10 protein-coding genes are annotated in these 17,012 nt (G+C 41.9%); 6 read left to right on the top strand and 4 right to left on the bottom strand.

What is annotated here, in order from left to right; all coding sequences use genetic code 11:
• The first annotated feature begins 6 nt into the window (after positions 1–6).
• The 3 genes from nagB to DUT71_RS03090 all read left to right on the top strand — a co-directional run bounded on the left by nagB (position 7) and on the right by DUT71_RS03090 (position 6,214).
• Positions 7–1,926 carry a glucosamine-6-phosphate deaminase gene (nagB, locus tag DUT71_RS03100; RefSeq protein ID WP_113661103.1) on the top strand — a complete coding sequence of 640 codons (1,920 nt, stop codon included), beginning with the start codon at positions 7–9 and terminating at the stop codon, positions 1,924–1,926.
• A gap of 143 nt (positions 1,927–2,069) precedes the next feature.
• Positions 2,070–3,218 (top strand): acyltransferase family protein, encoded by a 1,149-nt coding sequence (locus tag DUT71_RS03095; protein WP_113661038.1) that lies wholly within the window; start codon positions 2,070–2,072, stop codon positions 3,216–3,218.
• Positions 3,219–3,352: 134 nt separating this feature from the next.
• The gene (locus DUT71_RS03090; protein WP_113661037.1) at positions 3,353–6,214 is read left to right on the top strand and encodes a M16 family metallopeptidase; all 2,862 of its coding nucleotides are present in this window, start codon (positions 3,353–3,355) and stop codon (positions 6,212–6,214) included.
• 376 nt (positions 6,215–6,590) lie between these two features.
• On the opposite strand, the gene DUT71_RS03085 is transcribed toward DUT71_RS03090, so the two are convergent.
• A complete protein-coding gene (locus DUT71_RS03085) occupies positions 6,591–8,147 on the bottom strand; it encodes a glycoside hydrolase family 10 protein (protein ID WP_113661036.1) in 1,557 nt (518 codons plus the stop codon).
• A 150-nt stretch (positions 8,148–8,297) separates the two neighbouring features.
• Here DUT71_RS03085 and DUT71_RS03080 point away from each other — a divergent pair, with 150 nt between their 5' ends.
• Complete coding sequence (locus DUT71_RS03080; protein ID WP_113661035.1) at positions 8,298–9,209, top strand: hypothetical protein; 912 nt, start codon at positions 8,298–8,300, stop codon at positions 9,207–9,209.
• A gap of 76 nt (positions 9,210–9,285) precedes the next feature.
• Here the strand turns inward: DUT71_RS03080 and DUT71_RS03075 are convergent, their stop codons facing one another.
• The 3 genes from DUT71_RS03075 to argH form a co-directional block, all read right to left on the bottom strand.
• Positions 9,286–10,674 (bottom strand): Gfo/Idh/MocA family protein, encoded by a 1,389-nt coding sequence (locus DUT71_RS03075; RefSeq protein ID WP_113661102.1) that lies wholly within the window; start codon positions 10,672–10,674, stop codon positions 9,286–9,288.
• A gap of 210 nt (positions 10,675–10,884) precedes the next feature.
• Entirely contained in the window at positions 10,885–11,670 is a 786-nt protein-coding gene (locus DUT71_RS03070; protein ID WP_113661034.1) for an endonuclease/exonuclease/phosphatase family protein, read from the bottom strand.
• Positions 11,670–13,001 carry an argininosuccinate lyase gene (gene argH / locus DUT71_RS03065; RefSeq protein ID WP_113661033.1) on the bottom strand — a complete coding sequence of 444 codons (1,332 nt, stop codon included), beginning with the start codon at positions 12,999–13,001 and terminating at the stop codon, positions 11,670–11,672. The genes DUT71_RS03070 and argH overlap by 1 nt, the downstream gene beginning before the upstream one ends.
• Positions 13,002–13,310: 309 nt before the next feature.
• Here argH and DUT71_RS03060 point away from each other — a divergent pair, with 309 nt between their 5' ends.
• Both DUT71_RS03060 and DUT71_RS03055 read left to right on the top strand, forming a co-directional pair.
• Positions 13,311–16,178 carry an alpha/beta hydrolase family protein gene (locus tag DUT71_RS03060; RefSeq protein ID WP_113661032.1) on the top strand — a complete coding sequence of 956 codons (2,868 nt, stop codon included), beginning with the start codon at positions 13,311–13,313 and terminating at the stop codon, positions 16,176–16,178.
• Positions 16,179–16,263: 85 nt separating this feature from the next.
• Positions 16,264–16,986, top strand: a complete 723-nt coding sequence (locus DUT71_RS03055; protein ID WP_113661031.1) for a GIY-YIG nuclease family protein — start codon at positions 16,264–16,266, stop codon at positions 16,984–16,986.
• Positions 16,987–17,012 lie beyond the last annotated feature (26 nt).

Genomic DNA, 17,012 nt, shown 5'->3' with positions numbered 1-17,012 from the left:
AGATTAATGGCAAGATTAAATCTATTAGAAGAAACGAGGTTCGAAAAACTTCCGGTAAGTATTTTTAAAAATCCACAGGAAGCTTCTCTAAGTGTTGCGAACCGCATCGCTTCGCTAATCAAAGAAAAACAACAAAAAAACGAAAAAGCCGTATTAGGCCTGGCTACTGGTGCAACCCCGGTTGCGGTTTATGCGGAACTGGTTAGATTGCACAAGGAAGAAGGTTTAAGCTTCAAAAACGTAATCACCTTTAATTTGGATGAATACTATCCAATGCAACCTAACGCCGTACAGAGCTATGTTACCTTTATGAATGAAAACCTTTTCAATCATATCGACATAGACAAGAACAATGTACACATTCCCGATGGCACCCTAAGTCTTGAAGAAATTCCAGCTTTCTGTTTAGATTATGAGAAGAAAATAGAAAGTGTTGGCGGACTGGATATTCAGATTTTGGGGATTGGCCGTACCGGACACATCGGTTTTAACGAACCTGGTTCGGCACCAAACTCAGGTACACGCCTGGTAACCTTGGATGACCTTACCCGTAGGGATGCTGCCCGCGATTTTGGTGGTAAATCCAACGTACCAACCAAAGCCATTACCATGGGTATTGGTACGATTTTCAAGGCCAAAGAAATTGTCCTGATGGCCTGGAATAAGAAAAAAGCTTCCATTATCAAAAAGGCGGTAGAAGGGGAAATTTCGAGCGAGGTTCCTGCAACTTACCTACAACTTTCGGACAATGTGGAGTTTATTTTAGACGAAGATGCGGCCACGGGATTGACCAGGTTTAACACCCCTTGGTTAGCCAGAGACTGTGACTGGACTCCGGCCCTTACCCGTAAAGCGGTAATTTGGTTGGCAAGACATCTGAAAAAACCAATCCTCAAATTAACGGAAGATGACTATAACAACCATGGCATGGCGCAATTAGCTACCGAACATGGTCCGGTTTACGACATCAACATTGATATTTTCAATAAATTACAGCACACCATTACCGGATGGCCGGGCGGCAAACCCAATGCCGACGACAGCCAACGCCCAGAAAGGGCAAATCCAGCGAAGAAAAGAGCAATTGTATTCTCGCCGCACCCTGATGACGATGTCATTTCCATGGGCGGTACCTTTATCAGATTGGCCGATCAGGGACATGACGTGCATGTGGCCTACCAAACTTCTGGGAACACCGCAGTTTGGGACGATGACGTATTACGTTTCGTGGAGTTCAACATCGATTTCTCAGAAAAAATGGGCATCGACCAAACCAACATGAGAAAAACTTACGATGACATGCGTGAGTTTATGGCCAATAAACGCCCCAACCAGGTGGATACCGAAGAAATCAAACTGGTGAAAGGCTTGATCAGAAAAGGTGAAGCCATTGCCGGGGCCCGTTTCTCAGGCCTTCCTGACGAAAATATCCATTTCATGGCACTCCCTTTCTATGAAACCGGCAAAGTGAAGAAGAACCCAGTTTCTGAGATTGATGTTCAGTTAACCATGGAACTGCTGCAACAAGTGAAACCGCACCAGGTTTTTGCTGCAGGCGATTTTGAAGATCCGCATGGAACCCACATTGTGTGCTTTAACATTATTGTAGAAGCATTAAGGCGTTTGAAAGCTACAGAAGATTGGGTTAAAGATTGCTGGCTATGGATGTACCGTGGCGCTTGGCACGAATTTGAGCCGCACGAGATTGAAATGGCAGTTCCTTTGAGCCCTAACGAGGTAGAACGCAAAAAATTAGCCATTTTCAAGCACCAATCCCAAAAGGATATCCCAGTGTTCCCAGGTGATGACCCTAGGGAGTTCTGGCAAAGAGCGGAAGACAGAAATCGCGAAACTGCCCAAATCTATGATGATTTAGGTTTGGCTGATTACGAAGCGATGGAAGCTTTTGTAAGATTTCATTTTTAACTCCCATAATTTGTCATTCTGTGCGTAGCGGGAATCTCCAACGGAACGCTCCAACAAGCACAGGATGACAAGCTTTTGACAAATATCTTCTATCTTTAGTTTAACCGAACTAAAACATAGAAGATATTTTTTATTTAAACGCAATGGAAACCAAACCACAACGACTATTATCTCTTGACTTTTTTAGGGGCTTAACGGTTGCCGCCATGATCCTGGTGAACAACCCCGGAAGCTGGGCCCATATCTATGCCCCCTTGGAACATGCCGAATGGCACGGATGCACCCCTACCGACCTGGTATTCCCCTTTTTCCTATTTATTGTAGGCGTTTCTATTGCCTATGCCATGGGCAGCAAAAGAGATGACCAAAGCACTCATGGAAAAACCATTTTAAAAGCACTCAAAAGAGCTTTCACCCTATTTTTACTTGGTTTTATTCTTGCTTTTTTTCCAAGAAATTTTAGCGATTTCAATTTTGTGGAGTCTTTAAAAACGGTCAGAATCCCTGGCGTTTTACAACGTATCGCGGTGGTGTTTTTCATTTCTGCAGTGCTGTTTTTGAAACTGAATAACAAAAGGCTATTTCAGGCCATCGTGATCTTCCTTTTTGGCTACTGGGCCTTAATGACCTTTGTACCTGTGCCTGGTGTAGGCTTTGCCAATTTAGAAAAAGAAACCAATTTGGGTGCTTGGCTTGACCGTACCATTTTAACCGAAGCCCATTTGTGGAAGGCCGCAAAAACATGGGACCCAGAAGGTATTTTAAGTACCATTCCTGCCATTGGCACTTGTTTGTTTGGGGTGCTGGTTGGTGTGTATCTCAAAAACAAAACCATTGATGCAGCCACCAAAATCTCCTGGCTATTTTCAATCGGCGTGCTTGCCGTAATTGGCGGGCTTTTTTGGGACCTAAGCTTCCCAATCAACAAATCACTGTGGACCAGTTCCTTTGTTTTATATACTGGCGGATGGGCAACCCTTATCCTGTCTCTTTCCTATTGGCTAATTGATGTGAACCAGTACAACCGATTTACCAAGCCTTTTGTGGTATATGGTGTAAATGCCATCACGGTTTTTTTCCTATCCGGACTGATGCCTCGATTGCTGAATATGATCAAGCTTGATCTTGAAGGGGAAAAAATTGGAGCGCTGAACTACGTTAACAAGGCTTGGTTTGCCGCTAGTTTTACCAATCCTTTAAATGCCTCCTTAGCTTACGCCATCGCATTTGTACTGTTCTGGTACGTGATTTTGTGGATCATGTATAAGCGTAACATCATTATTAAAGTTTAAAGGCAAAGGCGCAACAAACAAATATTATAGACGTACGTTGGCATATCTTGCTAAAAACCCCTATCTATTTGTAACTTTATCATACAAAATAGCTCTAAATTTAGGAGACCACCCACTTAACTAATTTAATATCAATGAAAAAAAACCTGCATTTACTTGCGGTTGGCGCACTTTCTTTTGTGTTAGCTCAACCAGCATTTGCACAAAAAAAGGCACCAGCAAAAACTGCAACGGCTAAAACCGCTGCCAAACCAGCTGTAAGTCCCACCATCCCCAATGATCCTGGCGTTAAAATTGGAAAATTGCCGAACGGTTTAGTGTACTACATCAAAAAAAATACCGAACCAAAAAACCGTGCTGAATTATACCTGGGCAATAAAATTGGTTCTTTGATGGAGAATGAAGACCAATTAGGCTTGGCGCATTTTACAGAGCACATGGCCTTTAACGGCACCAAAGATTTCCCTAAAAACGAAATCATCAATTACCTACAAAAAGCAGGGGTACGTTTTGGTGCCGACCTTAATGCCTACACGGGTTTTAACCAAACGGTTTATCAACTACCAATTCCAACCGACAGCGCTGAGGTTTTTAAAACCGGCTTTAAAATTTTGGCCAACTGGGCCGGAAAAGTAAGCATGGATGGCAAAGAAATTGACAACGAACGTGGTGTAATTATCGAAGAAGACCGCCAACGTGGTAAAGATGCCGGCGAAAGGATCAGAAAGCAACTTTTACCGTTGCTATTGGGCAACTCTCAATATGCCAAGCGCTTGCCTATTGGCGATGTTCAGTTACTGCAAAATTTTACGCACGACAAAATCCGTAACTTTTACAAAGATTGGTACCGCCCAAATCTTCAGTCGGTAATTGCCGTAGGAGATTTTGACGTAAACGAAGTAGAAAAGCTGATTATCGCGAACTTCTCCGATCTAAAGAACCCTGCCAATGAGCGAGCAAGGCCTTATTACAGTATTCCTGACAATGCCCAACCACTAATTAAATTGGTGACCGATAAGGAACAACCTTATAACGTAGCCCAGGTAATTTACAAACAAAAACAGGGCCCTGTTAAAACAGAAGCTGATTATAAATTGCAATTCACCCAAAACTTGGTAAACAGCATGATTGCTGCTCGCCTTGCAGAAATTACCCAAAAAGGAAATGCCCCTTTCCTGTTTGCCCAAAGCTCATACGCACCTTATCAAGGCGGATTGATCTGGGATATTAGTGCTTTGCAAACCGTAGCCGTAGCAAAAACAGGTGCTGAATTGCAAAAAGCCATTGTTGCGGCCATTGCCGAAAACGAACGTATGGCCAAGTTTGGTTTCACCGCTGGCGAATTGGAAACGGCAAAGAAAAAAGTGGAAGCTAGCGTGGAGAAACAATTCAAGGAAAAAGACAAGACCAAATCTGCAGCTTTTGTGCAGCAATACCTTAACAACTTCCTAATTGGCGCAGCAATGCCTTCTGCCGAGCTAACTTATGAACTGTCTAAAAAAATGCTTCAGCACATTACCTTAGCAGATGTAAACGCCGCCGCAAAAGCAATGGTAACCCAAACCAATCAAATTGTGGTAGTTCAGGCGCCTGAAAAGGAGAAAGAGAACTTACCTACCGAAGCTGCTTTATTGGCTGCCATTAAAAATGCTGGCAACGGGGTAACGCCTTATGTTGACAATACCGTAAACAAACCACTTATAGCGCAAGCTCCAAAAGCCGGAACCATTGTTAACGAAACCAAAAATGACAAAATTGGCGTAACCTCATTAACTTTAAGCAACGGCGTTAAAGTCGTATTAAAACCTACTGATTTCAAAAATGATCAGATTATCTTCACCTCTTTTGCTAAGGGTGGCTCATCATTGGCCAAAGACGACGATTTTCAGTCGGCAGATAATGCCAACCTTATTGCCCAAAGCGGTGTAGGTGATTTCAACCCTACCCAATTGAGCAAATATTTAGCAGGCAAAACGGTTTCGGCCGGCGCATACATCAATGATCTTTACCAAGGTTTTTCAGGAAGTACTTCGCCAAAAGATCTGGAAACTGCCTTCCAGTTGATTTATGCCTACGCAACCAACCCGCGTAAAGATGTAGAGATTTTCAACAAGAATATCAGCGATTACAAGGTAATTACGGCAAACAAAAACAGTAGCCCTACAAGCGTTTTTGCAGATACGGTACAAGCCGTAATGGCCAACTACCACAAACGCGGCATGCCTACCAACCTTGCTGACATCGATAAAATCAACTTGGATAAGGCCTTTGCCTTTTACAAAGATCGTTTTGCAGATGCCAGCGGCCAAACCTTCGTGTTTGTAGGCAATTTTGAGGTAGAGAAAATCAAACCGTTTATCACTACTTACTTGGCCAGCTTGCCTTCGTTAAACAGAAATGAAAACTTTGTGGACAACGGCATTAACCCTCCAAAAGGGCAAGTAAGCAAAGCCGTTAAAAAAGGTTTGGAAGACAAGGTTACCGTACAATTGGTATTTCATGATGATTACACCTATAACGCAGAGAACAATGTAATGTTAGATGCTTTAAAAGCTTCGTTGGATATTAAAATCACTGAGCGCCTTCGCGAAAAAGAAAGTGGCGTTTATAGCCCTGGCGTATCTTTAAGCGTACAAAAATACCCATCAGCACATTATTTCTTCACCATTTCATTTAACTGCGCCAAAGCCAACGTTGAAAAACTGATTAAAGCTGCGCTAGAGGAAGTAAGTGCCTTTAAGCAAAATGGCGTAACCGCTGAGGATTTACAGAAATTCAAATCTGAAGAACTGAGACAAGAGGAACTAAGCCTCCGTGAAAATGCTTTTTGGGTAAATTATTTAACCAATCGCTTAAAGTATGGCGATAACCTAGATCAGGTTTTGGGAAATGCAGCACGCATTAATGGCGTAACTGTAGAAGCCACCAAGGCCGCGGCACAAAAATACCTAAATGGAGATAATTACATCCGCTTGGTATTGTTGCCAGAAAATTAATATTTAGCTTTAAAGCAACATAAAAAAGGGCGGCCAATGTACACTGCACCCAAAAAGTTAGGCATTTTTATGGGGCCGCCCTTTTTTATAACATCAATTTGATTGCCTTTTGCCCCCTCTTTATCAATACTTCATACTCTTGAAAAATTAGAAACTAAATCATACTTTTCGCTCCAAAATCTAAAAAAAGATCACAGATAAACATCTAATTTTTGCTGTACGAGCAATCCTTCCCTTTTTTACCAGAGCACAATCACACAAAATACAACTGCACAATGGAAAATCTATCAGTGGAAAAGTAATTACCGTTAAGACAAAACTTTGATCAGTAAATTTCCAAAGGGTCCACGGAGTATAAGCGCTTGGTGGACTTTTTTTATTTAGCCTCCACACCAACCGGCCCACTTGGATCGCTTTCGTTCTTGATACGATCTAGTGCCGTAACCAAATAGCTATAGCGCTTTCCTTTTTCTACGTTGGTATCCAGAAAAAAGGTATAATCCTCAAAGGTGATATGCACAATATTTTTAGCGTCCAACACCGAAATCTTTTCGCCTTCATCAAAACGGTAAACGACATATCCCGATGCCGTTTCTCCATCTTTAGCCTTCAAAGGTTTGGTCCATTTGATATTGATTCCATCGTTTTGTGCCTCTGCGGTTAAGTGTTGCGGCTCATTGGGCACTATGTCATCTATCCAGGGCATTTGCGGAGGCAGGGCCGGGTACTTATAAAAGTTGTTCCGCAATGAATCTGCAAGCCCACGCGCCACCGTTGAAAAAGACTTTGAACTGAAATAAACGCTGCCCTGCACACGGTTGTTTTCCCTAATTGCCCTAATTTGATTGGGAATTTCACCCGGCCTTGCCCAGGCAGGTTCTCTTTTGGTAGAACCATTATGGATCAAATAGGCCGCTTGTCCGATATATAGATGCCTGCCGAAGGTATTATTGCCCCACCAGTCTAACAATACCTTAAAAGGGGCCGCAGCCCGTGAAAACGAGAAATAAATCTGCGGATTGATGTAATCTACCCAACCTTCTTTAATCCATTTCCTTGAATCGGCATAAAGCTCCCCATAGTTGGACAGGCCATTGGTTTTAGAGCCCAGGGTATCTTCCCTAAAATTTCGCCAAATACCAAAAGGGCTAATGCCAAATTTGATATGTTTCTTATAATAGTGGACACTGTCGTTCACCATCTTTACCAATAAATCAACATTGTTTCTTCGCCAATCATCTATTTTGGTAAAACCGTTGGGATATTTTGCAAAGGTGGCCGAATCATTGATTACCTGCCCCGAGATACGGTAAGGATAGAAATAATCATCAAAATGCACGCCGTCAATATTATAGCCTTTTACAACGTCCAAAATTACCTGCGTGATATATTCCCTGTTTTCGGGAATGCCCGGATCGAACAGTTTTTGCCCGCCATACGTATAGAATAACTCGGGTCTTTTGTTGGTGATATGCTCAGGATGCGTAACCGCCCTGGCCGACATGGTGGCTCTGTAGGGATTAAACCATGCGTGCAGCTCCATGCCCCTCTGGTGTGCCTCCTTAATGGCAAAAGCCAAAGGATCATAACCTGGTGCAGGTGCAGCGCCTTGCTTGCCCAGCAGCCAGTGGCTCCACAGCTCCCTGGATTTAGCATATAAAGCATCTGCCGTAGGCCTTATTTGAAGCAGAATGGCGTTCATCCCGTTCCGATGATGCTGGTCTAAAATAGCTATCAGTTCCTGCTTTTGCTGGTCTGCGTTAAGCCCCGGCTTTGATGGCCAATCGATATTGGTAACCGTTGCAATCCATACCCCTCTAAATTCGCGTTTAGGTACAATTTTTGCTTCTTGTTGAGCGTTTAATGTTGAAACGAAAGCAATCGATAAAAAAAGTGCAAATACGAGGTTATACTTGGATAGGAATCTGAACATGCTGAATGGTTTGTTAATACGCTAAATAGGTTAACGAACTTTTAGGTTGTTTAAATACAAAAGTGACATTATTTTTATACTTTTTTGATTTTTTGTTAAGTTAGCAAATCATTAGCGCTACAGATTTTATTTAAGAGACTCAAAAACATAATGCAGACACAGGAAAAAACTGTAGATAACAAGGTAGATCGGAATAAGGTTTACTTTCTCATTGTTGTAATTGTTGCATTGCTAGGCATAAATGGCTACCTCTATTTTAGGGACCAACAACAAACCAGCAGGTTTGTAACCATCAGTACAGAAAAAGATCGTTTAAAGCTAGAGGTGGAGAAAATTGAAGTGGAACTGGACCGAGTGAACCTCTTGAATGTGACCCTTAACGATAGACTTATTGAGGAACAGAAACTGGCCAGGGAAAAAATAGCAGAACTTAAGCTAGCCCTTAAAAAAGGAGAGCTCACGCAGAAGGAACTGGATGAAGCCCATAAGCAAATCAGCTCCCTAAGAGATTTTGTAAAGAGCTACAACAACCAAATTGCTATTTTGGAGCAGGAAAACTCTTTCTTGAAAACAGAGCGTGACAGTTTAAAGACCAGCATTAACAGTTACAATGAACAAACCGAAAACCTAAGGAAAGAAAACAGGAATTTGAACCGAAAGGTAAAGGTGGGCTCTTCGCTAAAAGCATCGGACATCAACATTTTGGCGTTCAGGGTTAAGGACAATGGCAAAACCTCTATCGTAACTAAAGCAAGTACGGCCAACAAACTCACCATTGATTTTGCCATTGTACCAAATGATTTGGCCGAAAAAACCTATCATAAAATTTTCCTGAGGGTAATTGACCCCGCAGGAAATTTAATTGCGGATGAGAACAATATGTTTGAGGCCGATGGCCAGCAGATGCAGTATAGCAGGGCGATAGAAATTTCTTACAACAACGACGAAACCCGGTACAAGATAGATTGGATTAACCCCAGAGCCTTTATCAAGGGAATATATGGCATCTTTTTGTATGCCGATGGCTTCCAGATGGGAAAATCGGAGATCGCACTGAAATAGGCTAAAATCTTTTTAACAAAAAATCCCGCCAGAAAAACCTAGCGGGATTTTTTGTTAGCACTCACCTAAAAAACAGTTACATCTTAATATCCATTACTTTATTTTGCTTACGGCTTTCCTCGGCCATAAAGCCCATCACGTGGCTTTCGATAGATTCATCAATTGTTGAGGTAAGTAAAGCTGGATTTTTTTGTGCTACTGCTTGCACAAAGTCACGCACCAGCAGCCAGTCGCCGCCACCGTGGCCACTGTTCTTGTATTCTTCCACATCTTCAGCTTTGGGAATAAACTTGGTGTCTTTTCCTGTCCTAAAATCATAATGCACCAGCTCGGTCATGTCGCCCACCAAATCGCCCATGCTGCCCATTACCCTGGTTCTTCTACCGTGGTAGGATGTAAAGGCCTCCATGGAGAAACTAGCCGTAACACTGTCGGCAAATTGGATATTGGTTACGTAGTGGTCTGGCTGGTCATTTTCCATCCTGTACACACAACGCCCGTAGTTGGTTGTTTTCAGCTTCTCGGTGATGAAGGCTTTACGGTCTTTGGTTCCAGTAGGGACGTCAAAAACCGAGGTACGTTTGTTAAGATCAACATATTCCTTGATTGCCGAATAAGGGCATGTTCTCTCTACCTTACATCCGTCGGTACAACGAGCGGTACTCCCCTGAGGCGCATTTTCCTTCCTGAACCATTTCAAATCGCCCATGGCTGATATTTTCTTGCTAGGCTTGTTAATTACCCACTTCACAATATCCAAATCATGGCATGATTTGGCCAAGATGATTGGCGTAGTTTCTTTAGAGTTATGCCAGTTTCCCCGCACATAAGAGTGGGCCATGTGGGTATGCTCTATAGGCTCAAAATGTTGGATACTGATCACTTCTCCAATAGCGCCATTGGCAATAAGCTCCTTCATTTTCACAAAGTAAGGCGCATACCTTAACACGTGACAAACCGCTACGATACGATTGTTCTTTTTTGCCAGATTTAAAATGTCCCTACACTCTTTTTCCGTAGGGGCAATAGGTTTTTCCAAAAGGATATCGTAGCCCATAGCCAAAGCCTTCATACAAGGTTCATAATGCAGGTTATCTGGCGTAGAAATGATCACCGCATCGGCAAATTTTGGTCTTTTAAACACCTCTTCCCAAGTGTTGAAACGGTTTTCAGCTGGTATGTTATGTATTTTGGCATATCTATCGTTTCTGAAGGCATTTGGCTCGGCAACACCAACAATTTTAATTTGATCAGTAAATTTTGCCGCAAAACCACCATACACCATACCTCTGTTTCCGGCGCCAATCGTAATTGCGGTTACAGGTTTATCCAAACTTTTGTGATTGGGGTTCTCTGGAATGTTGTACAGAAAGGAACGTTCGCCAACTTTGGCCAACACCTCTGTACCTACAATGGACGCACCAACGGTAAGCGAAAGTGTTTTAAGTAAATTTCTACGGTTCATGATATTTTGGTTATAGATTGTTTTGTATAACCAAATATACATTTCATTTTGTTTTGATTTATTCTAAATTATCTTTTATTTTATTTCAAAATTTAACCAAAAAGAAACAAACAGGACACGTTAATTTAATTTTTAAGGTAAGGGAACAACAAAAATAACCCCGACGAGAAACCTGCAAGGTTTATCGAAATAGACTTAGTTTTTCAAATATTACTTGAAGATAATTTTGGCAACAATGGGCAAATGATCAGAGGCCTGATGTTCCTGAACAACTTCGTGACTAAATACCGAAATTTTCCGGTTAGGTTTAAAAGCAATAAAATCAATGGCCTTTTTGGGCGTAACTACTGGTATGGTAAAGCCACATTGCTGACAGGTACGTTTAAAACCCTTGTCTAAAAGTTGTATCGTAGCTGAATTTGGCACAGCATTAAAATCGCCAGCAATGAGGAATGCGCCCTTTTCCTTTTCGGCATATTTCACAATTTCCGACACTTGGAGCAATCGCAAGGCTTCATCTTTCTGATGGTCTAAATGGGTAGAGCCAAAAGTAACTTGTTTTCCATTGCCAAGCTTAACGGTCACAACGGCCAGTACCCGGTCTTCCGCTTTAACACCTTCTATTCGCGAAAATTTTAAAGTTTGCTGTGCCAAAATGGGATATTTAGAAAGTACCGCAACACCGTATTCCCCTCCATCGTAATCAATGGCTTTGGCAAAATAGAAATACATATTCAGTTTCTTAGCCAGATACTCCGCTTGGTTCACATTTCCCGAGCGGTTAACCTGAACATCTACCTCTTGCAGTGCTACAAAGTCAGGTTGTTGATTGGCAAGTACATTGGCAATGGCATCTAAATCTATCACATCAGGTTTTGCTGGCGGATTACCATGGTGAATGTTGTAGGAAACAATGGTAATAGTATCAGCCTTTTGGGCCCATAGCTTCAAACTAACTAGCGCCAAGGCTAACAGCAAACCACATTTGAGTTTCATTAGGCAATTAAATTAGCAATGGCCTTATTCACCTTTTCGAAACCAAATCCAGTTAGGGTTTGGCGCATGGCTTCAGTAATTTGTGCGTTCATCAAGTTGCCAATACTGCCTTCGTGGGTATGTTTCAAATCATATTGCGGCTTAAATGAGCCATTTTCGATCTGCTCGCCCACCATTTTGTACGCTTCCCTAAAAGGCACGCCTTGTAAGGCCAAATCGTTAACTACCTCAACACTGAACAGGTAATCATACTTTTTATCCTTCAAAATATCATCTTTAATGGAAATATGTTGCAACATAAACGTCGTGATTTCCAAACATTCATTTAAGGAAATAAAAGCTGGGAAAAGATTTTCCTTAAGTAACTGCAAATCCCTGTGGTAACCTGATGGCAAATTGGTGGTCATCATGGCAATTTCATTAGGCAAAGCCTGTATTTTATTGCAACGCGATCTTATCAGCTCAAAAACATCGGGATTTTTTTTGTGCGGCATAATGCTGCTGCCTGTGGTCAGCTCTGAAGGGAAACTGATGAAGCCAAAATTTTGGTTGATGAACAGGCAAACATCCATGGCCATTTTTGCCAAAGTTGCCGCTACCGACGACATGGCCTGCGCCAAAATACGTTCGGTTTTGCCGCGGCCCATTTGCGCATACACCACATTATGGTTTAAGCTTTCGAAACCTAAAAGTTCAGTAGTTAAAGTTCTATTTAACGGAAATGAAGATCCGTAACCCGCAGCAGAACCCAATGGATTTTTATTGGTGATTTTCCATGCCGCCAACATCAGCTCCATATCATCGGCCAAGCTCTCGGCATAAGCACCAAACCATAAACCAAAAGATGATGGCATGGCAATTTGCAAGTGCGTATAACCTGGCAACAATTTATCTTTATGCTGGTTGCTTAGGGAAATTAACTGGTTAAACAAATCTTGTGTATTTCCCACCATTTCCTCAATGCAGCTTCTGAAATAAAGTTTCAGATCCACCAAAACCTGGTCGTTACGTGAACGCCCGCTGTGGATTTTCTTGCCAGCCTCGCCAATACGTTGGGTCAGCAGCCACTCTACCTGCGAGTGCACATCTTCCACGCTGTCTTCTATCGTAAAACTTCCAGCTTCAATTTCTTTATAGATTTCTTTAAGGGCTAGCTGTATCTCTTGAAGTTCCTGGGCAGTAAGCAGGTTAATGGTTTCTAACATTTGCGTATGCGCCAACGAGCCCAATACATCAAATTTAGCCATCTGTAAATCCAATTCCCTATCCTTCCCTACGGTAAAATTTTCTACAAATTGGTTTACATCTACATTTTTCTGCCAGATTTTCATTGCTTTTATATTTTCTTTTCAGTGGTAACGAAGTTTGCTAACGCAATTTTCATTACGTATATTTTTGTTGCGTTCTGCCGTCGGTCCAAGGTTAGGAGGAATCTATTTTTCAGATTCTTCGCTGTGCTCAGCATGACAAAGCGACTTATTTAGTTCGTTTCTATTATTCCGCAACAAAAATACAATAATTACGCTCAAGATGGTAAAGCAAAGCGATGAACCTAAAAAATGCAACAAAGATGCATTAATATGCCCGGAACATACTACTTTATGGAGTAAATCATATACATTTGTACAAAGACCTAAAATATGAAGAAAATAACTTTATCTCTATTGCTGCTCGGCGGGATGTTTACGACTTCCACACAAGCCCAGGTAAAGCCTGCGCTCACTTGGAAAGATGTTTCTAAGTGGACCTACAACCGAGGAAATACCCTTTCTGGAGATGGCCAATGGACTGCATGGGCAACAGGCCCAACAGAAGGCGACCTGAAAATGGTGATCAAAAAAACTTTTGATACCCTAAGCTACAGCTATCCTATCGGGGCTACGCCTAGCTTTGCTTTGTTCTCCAAAAATTCAAAGTATGCCGCTTTCAAAGTATCAGCTAAAGATGCGGAAGCTAAAGCCGCTAGAAAAACCATGAAGCCTTTATACGATAAGCTGTTATTGGTTTCATTGGCCGACAATAAACAAACTACTTTTGAAAGAGTAAGAACTTTCAGTTTTTCTGGTGATGCCCCAGACTGGATAGCCATCCAATTTGCCCCACTGGAAACCGCTCCTAAAGACAAAGATGCCGCCAAAGGAACTGACGTACTTTTGTATCACCTGGCCAGCAAAAAAAGCTTTAACCTGGGCAACGTGGGCGAATTTGCCTTTAACAAAGCCGGCGATAAATTGGCTTATACAGTTGATGCCAATGGCCAAAACGGCAATGGTGTTTTCTTGAGAGATATGAAAACGGGAAACATTACCGCGTTGGATAATGATAAGGCTGTTTATAAAAGCATCAACTGGAACGAAGACGGCACTGCATTTGCCCTGTTGAAATCCAACAAAAACGACAAGTACAAAGACGAGGTACTAAGTGTAATTGGAATCAATAAAATCAATGGTGATTTAACCGCTAAAGTGATTTACAATGGCATTGATGACAGCAATTTCCCCAAAGGGATGGGCATTAACACCAACGCTACCCCATACTGGTCTGATGACCAAACTACTTTGTTTTTTGGCATCAACACCTTAACCAAAAAAGAAGATAAAAAAGCGGACACCGCTAAAGCCAAAGGTAAACCAGAGGTTAAAGCGGACAGTACGACAAAGGCAAAAGCTGCTCCTGCGCCAGAAGTGAAAAAAGACGATATCGAGAAACCGGACATGATTATCTGGAACTGGCAAGACAGACGCCTTCAATCTGCACAACAAACGCAGGAAATGAGAGATAAAAACTTCAGCTATGTAAGTTCTTATCGCCTTGCGGATAAAAAATTCACCCAACTTGCGGATAGTAACATGCGCTCCGTAAGTGTGGCTCCTAAGCAACTATATGCGATTGGCTACGACAATTCGAAATACGAACTGATGGGCAATTTGGATGGACAGAGCTATACCGACGTTTACCTCATTGATCTTAAAACAGGCAGTAAAAAGGTATTATTCGAAAAAATGTATGGCAATAACGGTGGGCGTTTATTTGTAGCTCCTAACGGTAAAATTGCCAGCTATTATGTGGATGGTGTATTTTACAGCGTGAACTTCGAAACCGGCCAAAAAGCCAATCTTACCGGAAACATCAAGGCCTCTTTTGTAGACCAGCTGGATGACCATAACGTTACCAAACCTGCTACGACCAATTACGGCTGGTCTTCGGACTCGAAATACGCCCTAATTATGGACAATTATGATTTGTGGAAGATTTCTGCGGACGGAAAATCAGTAACGGCTTTGTCTGATAACTGGAAAAGCAAAAAAACCGCAGTAGCTGGCAGATATCGTATTTATACTAACGAAAAAGGTGCAGACCTGAGCAAGGACCAATACTTTACCGTTTTCAATAACGAAACCAAGGATATGGGCATTGGTGTGCTTCCGGCAGGCAAATCAAAAATCAATATATTATTTACCGATGCCAATAGCTATGGTATTTTAACCAAAGCCGAGAATGCAAAGGTTTTTGCTTACTCTAAAAGCAATTATGCGCAATCTCCAGTTTATTATGCCAGCACCAATAGTGATTTAACCGCACCTAAACAAGTGAACACCAACACGCCAGATCAAGCTAAATATGCTTGGACTTCGGGCGTGAAGTTGATTAAATATGTGAGTGCGCATGGCGATACTTTACAGGCAGCACTTTATTTGCCTGCAAACTACCAAGCCGGAAAATCGTACCCAACCATTACCTACATTTATGAGCGTTTAACAGATGGCTTAAACAACTACAGCATGCCAGGTTTCCCTGGTGGTGGTTTTAATGCGGGCATGTATTTGAGCAACGGTTATGCCGTGTTGATGCCAGACATTAAGTACAAACTGAACGACCCCGGCATGTCGGCGGTAGCTTGCGTAGTACCTGCAGTGAAAGCAGCGATAGCTACAGGTATTGTAGATGAGAAAAATGTAGCGATCCACGGGCACTCTTGGGGTGGTTATCAAACCTCTTTCTTAATTACCCAAACCAACATCTTCAAAGCTGCGGCAGCTGGTGCTCCGTTAACCAACATGATCAGCATGTATAGTTTGATTTATTGGAACAGTGGCGGTACCAACCAAGCTATTTTTGAAGCTAGCCAAGGTCGTTTAACACCAGGTTATTGGGACAATTGGGATGCTTTTGCACGCAACTCGCCAATTTACCACATCAAAAACGTGAAAACCCCATTGTTGTTATTACACAATGATAAAGATGGTGCGGTAGATTTTACCCAAGGTATTGAGTACTATAACGGCCTAAGAAGATTGAACAAGCCAGTGGTAATGATTACCTACAAAGGCGAAAACCACGGTATCGCCAAACTGCCAAACCGTAAAGATTATGCGGTACGTATGATGGAATATTTTGATTACATGTTGAAAGGCAAACCTGCTCCAGAATGGTGGAGTAAAGGGGTTAACCGATTAGATATGGAAAAACATTTGGAAGCTAGAGCTTTTGACGAAGCAGACAACTAAAAGAAAAGGCGGTGAGTTTCACCGCCTTTTTTATTCATCCATCCGCAATGCTATGGAAAACCTATCATAACTGCATCTTTGCTATATGAATAGACTTTTAATGCTCTTAATAGTAGCCTTAGGCTGCATATCCTGCCAAAAGCCACTGAACATACAACGCTACCGACAAACCGTCTTAATCGACTCCGTTTCTCTAGATCTTACGTTAACACCTCAGAAAAAAGCTACTGGAATGAGCTATTATCCAGTTTATTATATAGGTCCAACGCAAGACACCATTCGTTTTGGAAAACAGCTTCCTAGCCACGGAGAGTTCGAGAAATTTCCAGACATCGTATTAAGATATCTCGACCAGGTAACCCTTACGGTAGACACTTCTATCAAACTGACCAATCTCACCATCTTCGAAAGCCATTCAATAGAAGACGGCATTGATGTTAAACGGATGGACTCAATCATAAAAGAACCAGCCTATGCTATTATTCTACAAAATCAGAGCGATTCGACATTATACATTGGACAATTTAATGATTTAGGTAAGGTAGTAATGCAGTATCGAAATAAACTGGGAAAATGGACAGATATCGAAGAACCTGCCTATGCTTACACTTATTGCAGTACAGGAGCAAAAACCATGTTCTTAAAACCGAAGCAGATACTAGTCGCAAAATTAATTCAACGCAAGGGTGATTTTGATGCTTTGTGCAGATTGAAGTTTAAAAATTTTGATCAAGTCTGCTACTCCAATACCTTTCGCTTTAAAATTGATTCATCGCAATTATCCAAAATACCCAAGAAAGATTTTTAATACACGATGCAAAAAGGCGATGAAAA

The organism is Pedobacter nanyangensis (assembly GCF_003313505.1).
Lineage (GTDB): Bacteria > Bacteroidota > Bacteroidia > Sphingobacteriales > Sphingobacteriaceae > Pedobacter > Pedobacter nanyangensis.
This window is presented reverse-complemented; position numbering and strand designations above follow the sequence as displayed.

Excerpts from the sequence above, each read along its gene's own strand:
- DUT71_RS03070 (WP_113661034.1), bottom strand. The coding sequence starts at position 11,670 with ATGAAACTCAAATGTGGTTTGCTGTTAGCCTTGGCGCTAGTTAGTTTG.
- DUT71_RS03075 (WP_113661102.1), bottom strand. The coding sequence starts at position 10,674 with ATGAACCGTAGAAATTTACTTAAAACACTTTCGCTTACCGTTGGTGCG.
- DUT71_RS03095 (WP_113661038.1), top strand. The coding sequence starts at position 2,070 with ATGGAAACCAAACCACAACGACTATTATCTCTTGACTTTTTTAGGGGC.
- nagB (WP_113661103.1), top strand. The coding sequence starts at position 7 with ATGGCAAGATTAAATCTATTAGAAGAAACGAGGTTCGAAAAACTTCCG.
- argH (WP_113661033.1), bottom strand. The coding sequence starts at position 13,001 with ATGAAAATCTGGCAGAAAAATGTAGATGTAAACCAATTTGTAGAAAAT.
- DUT71_RS03085 (WP_113661036.1), bottom strand. The coding sequence starts at position 8,147 with ATGTTCAGATTCCTATCCAAGTATAACCTCGTATTTGCACTTTTTTTA.
- DUT71_RS03055 (WP_113661031.1), top strand. The coding sequence starts at position 16,264 with ATGAATAGACTTTTAATGCTCTTAATAGTAGCCTTAGGCTGCATATCC.
- DUT71_RS03090 (WP_113661037.1), top strand. The coding sequence starts at position 3,353 with ATGAAAAAAAACCTGCATTTACTTGCGGTTGGCGCACTTTCTTTTGTG.
- DUT71_RS03060 (WP_113661032.1), top strand. The coding sequence starts at position 13,311 with ATGAAGAAAATAACTTTATCTCTATTGCTGCTCGGCGGGATGTTTACG.
- DUT71_RS03080 (WP_113661035.1), top strand. The coding sequence starts at position 8,298 with ATGCAGACACAGGAAAAAACTGTAGATAACAAGGTAGATCGGAATAAG.